A 3,960-nucleotide genomic window follows, 5' to 3' on the forward strand; every position below is an offset into this window, starting at 1 on the left:
GCCGAAGAGGTGGATCGGGCGATGGAGGCATATCCGCGGGCCAAGGCCCGGACCCTGCGGTTTACGTTGGGTGCGCCACGGTCGGCCCTGGCGGTGGGGGACGGTTCACGAGCCGTCTTCCTGCGCTCCGACGGGCCTGAGGACCTGGTGACTGGGCTCTGGCTGTCTGTCTTTGACCAGGAAGGCCGACACCATGAGGTGCTCCTGGCTGACCCTAGGACTCTGCTGGAGGATGCGGATCAGGAACAGGTGCCAGCCGCCGAGCTGGCTCGCAGGGAGCGCTCGCGAGAAGGCGGCGAGGGCATTGTTGATTACAGCGTGGATGCTGCCGGGGACCGGGTGGTCTTTGCCTTGGGTGGCCGGCTCTGGCTGTCGCTGATAGCCACTGATGGTCTCACCGCCTCCACACGGGCCCTGAGCTTGGAAGACGGTGATTCGGTTGCGCTTAATCCCGCCATCAGCCCGGACGGTACTATGGTGGCCTATACGACTGGCGACCGGCTAATGGTGGTCTCCATTGGGCAGGATGCCGGACAAGACCGAGAACGGGCTGTTCTCGCCCTGCGCCCTGGCACTGATGATCGGATGAAGCTGGGGCTGGCCGAGTTCGTGGCCGGCGAGGAGATGGACCGTTACCAGGGGTTCTGGTGGTCGCCGGATTCCCGGGCCCTGCTGGTCGAGCACACTGATTCCTCCGATGAGCCGATCTGGTACATCAGCGATCCGGCCAATCCCCAGGTCGGACCGCGCGCCCGGCGGTATCCCCAGGCTCTGACTGCCAATGCCCGCGTCGGGCTGAGCCTGGTCCTCCTGGGCCAGGATGACGCCGACCCCTGGGTGGGCGAGGTGGACTGGGACCATCAGGCCTTCGAGTACCTGGCCGTGGTCCGCTGGCAGGACGGGCATCGGCCCCTGCTGCTGGTTCAGAACCGGCGACAGACCGAGGACAGGATCCTGGATGTGCAGGTGCCGGATGCCCGTCAGGGTTTGGAGCCGGGGCAGAATATGACCTTGCTTGATCCCGAGGCGGCACCCAAGGTGGCCACCAGGGTGCTGCAAAAGCATGACAACGACCAGTGGATCGACCTGGTGCCCGGGCTGCCGGCTTACCAGCCCCAGGGCGGGCTGGTGGATGCCTTTATCGACACAGAAACCGACACCACGCGGCTGCGTCTTGATGGAAAGGTCTTCTCTCCAGCGGGCTGCCAGGTTCGGCAGGTGCTGTCTGTGGAGGATCGCGATGTGCTGGCGGTGGTCTCCACCGACCCCCGCAGCTTCGATCTGATGCGCCTGAGCTATGACGGTTCTATCCATGTGCTCAACCGTCTGCCCGGAGTGTGGTCCGCCTCGCGAGCCGGACACGGCATTGTAGTCAGCGGCCGGACCATGGCTTCGGCGCAGGGACAGGTGCGGCACTGCTATCTGGGGGCTGATGGGGATCTGGACCGCCTGGGTGCTGAAGGACTGGGTCTGGTGGGCGAAGCTCGCCCGGACAGCAGCGCTAGGCAGACTGGCGAACCCGTACGGCCGGAGCATCAGGATCGTCCTGATCGTCGGGCCGTGGATACAGGTCATATCAATAGCCAGGGGGCTATGAGCGCTGTCCTGGCCGACACCAGTAGCGATCCCGGGTTCACCCCCAACGTGGACTTCGTGCGCATGGGGCAGCACGAGCTGTTCGCAGCCATCGTCAGACCCTCTGAATCCAGCCCCTACGCCAGCGCTGACAGCCTGCCCGTCCTGCTCAAGCCCTACGGCGGGCCAGGTGCCCAGCAGGTGGTCTTCAACCAGTCCTACTACTGGGAGTCCCAGTGGTGGGCCGATCAGGGCTTCCTGGTCCTGACCGCCGACGGCCGGGGCACGCCTGGTCGTGGTCCTGCCTGGGATCGGGCCATTTTTGAGGACATGGCCCAGGTGACGCTGGACGACCAACTCGAGGCTCTGGAGGCCCTGCCGGACTTCGCTCCTGAGGCCGACCTGGGGCATGTGGCCATGATCGGCTGGTCCTATGGCGGCTTCCTGTCGGCCCTATCGGTTCTGCGGGCTCCCGACCGAATCCATGCGGCCTGCGCGGGTGCCCCGCCCACGGACTGGACTCTTTACGACACCCACTACACCGAGCGCTATCTGGGCATGGATCCGGCCGTCTACCGCCGTAACGGGATCATCGATGATGCCCCCTCGCTGCGTCGTCCGCTGATGCTGATCCATGGGTTCGCTGATGACAACGTCTCCGTGGCCAACACCCTGAGGCTCTCCGGCGCTCTGATGGCGGCTGGACGTCCCCATACGGTCCTGCCGCTGACCGGCATCACCCACATGACCAACGATGAGACCGTGGCCGAGAACCTGCTTATTTTGCAGCGGGACTTCCTGCGGGACGCTCTCAAGAACAAGACTGACTGACAGATAGGCTGCTTGGGCTAACGCTCTACTGGCGGTTGCTTCCGCTAGATTGGGGTTGTGCATATCCAACGAAAGCCTGACCAGGCTCCAGGGCCCAACCGCGGATTCCAGCTTTCCCGCAGCTGGGGTCTGGCGGTCTCGGTGCTCTGCCTGGGCTTGCTGGTCGGACTTTCTTCGGGGTTGCTGGCTAGATTTTTTGAGCTGACCCAGGTCGGCCTGTTAGATTTCGCTGAGACTCCAGGGGCACCCACGGCTGAGGCGGTGCCGCCGATCAGAAGGCTGGCCTCGGTGACCCTCGCCGGACTGGTGGCTGGTCTGGTCTGGGCCTGGCTGCGGACGAGGACCAGGCTGGTTCCATCGGTCGGCCAGGCCGTCAAGGGCGCGCCTATGCCCCCGGGGCAGACCGTGGTTCATGTGCTCACCCAGATTTTCTTTGTGGCTGCTGGGGGCTCCATCGGCAGGGAGGTGGCCCCTCGCGAGGCCGGGGCTCTACTGGGCGGTCTCTGGACCAGGATGGGACGGCGGCTGGGGCTACGTGACCAGGACGGTCCGCTGCTGGTCGCTTCGGCTGCTGGTGCGGGATTCGCCGGCATTTACATTGCGCCTCTGACTGGTGCCTTCTTCGGCATTGAGGTGCTGCTGCGGCGGGTGGATGCCGAAGTGGTGACGGTCAATCTGGCCATGTCAGCTCTGGCTACTCTGGTCGGAGGATCCATCAAGGGGTTTGCCCCTTACTATAAGGTCGGCTCCGAGCCCTTCCGGCCTTGGCTTATGGCGGTAGTCTTGCTGATCGGACCGGTCATGGGACTGCTGGGGGCTGGATTCCGGCGGATGACCTCCTGGGCAGAGGCCCATAGAACCACTGGCCCTGCCGCCATTTGGCAGCTGACGGGGGTAGCCCTGCTGACTGGCCTGGTCGCCTTGGTCGTCCCCCAGGTGATGGGCAATGGCCGGGCTCTGGCCCAGATGGGCATGGATCAACGCCTGCCTGCCGGATTCTCTGGGCTCCAGCTGGCTCAGTCACTTGCCCTCTTGGTCCTCTTCGCTCTGGTCAAGGCTCTGCTGACCACAGCCACCATCCGTGCCGGGGCCTTCGGCGGTACTCTGACACCTTCCATAGCTTTGGGATCCGCTACGGGCGCTGTATTGGGCCTATCGCTGGCTTACCTTCTGCCTGGCCTGCCGGTCTGGCAGTGTGCCGTTATTGGCGCCGCCTCCCTGCTGGCCGCCTCCCAGCAAGCTCCACTCATGGCCATGGCCATGCTGATGGAGGTATGCCACCTGCCGGTCATGGCCTTCATGCCCATGGGTCTTGCCGTTGCCCTGTCGATGGCGGTCTCACATCTGTTCGTGGTCAAGGCATAAACCGTCGTCGAGAGCCCTTGTCGTCCCGACAGTCCGGCCTTGCGTGATGCCGAAAGATTCTGTTCTTACTCATATACGATGAAACCACTATTGGTCGTATGTCTGCTCTACTGCCTCCAGGCTTGCATGGGCATTCACGATCAGCTGACCGGTCTGGGCCAGTAAGGAAGGGTGGCTATACTCGGGCCG

The 3,960-nt window shown here is 64.2% G+C and carries 2 protein-coding genes; both read left to right on the plus strand.

The features are described from left to right. Positions 1-21 precede the first annotated feature (21 nt). The gene (locus AC0AP0_RS09750) at positions 22-2,406 is read left to right on the plus strand and encodes a S9 family peptidase (RefSeq protein WP_490430320.1); all 2,385 of its coding nucleotides are present in this window, start codon (positions 22-24) and stop codon (positions 2,404-2,406) included. A 57-nt stretch (positions 2,407-2,463) separates the two neighbouring features. Then, positions 2,464-3,771, plus strand: coding sequence for a chloride channel protein (locus AC0AP0_RS09755; RefSeq protein ID WP_490430319.1), 1,308 nt, complete (start codon positions 2,464-2,466; stop codon positions 3,769-3,771). Positions 3,772-3,960: the final 189 nt, after the last annotated feature.

The organism is Bifidobacterium sp. POST2/T3 (B1) (assembly GCF_058197115.1).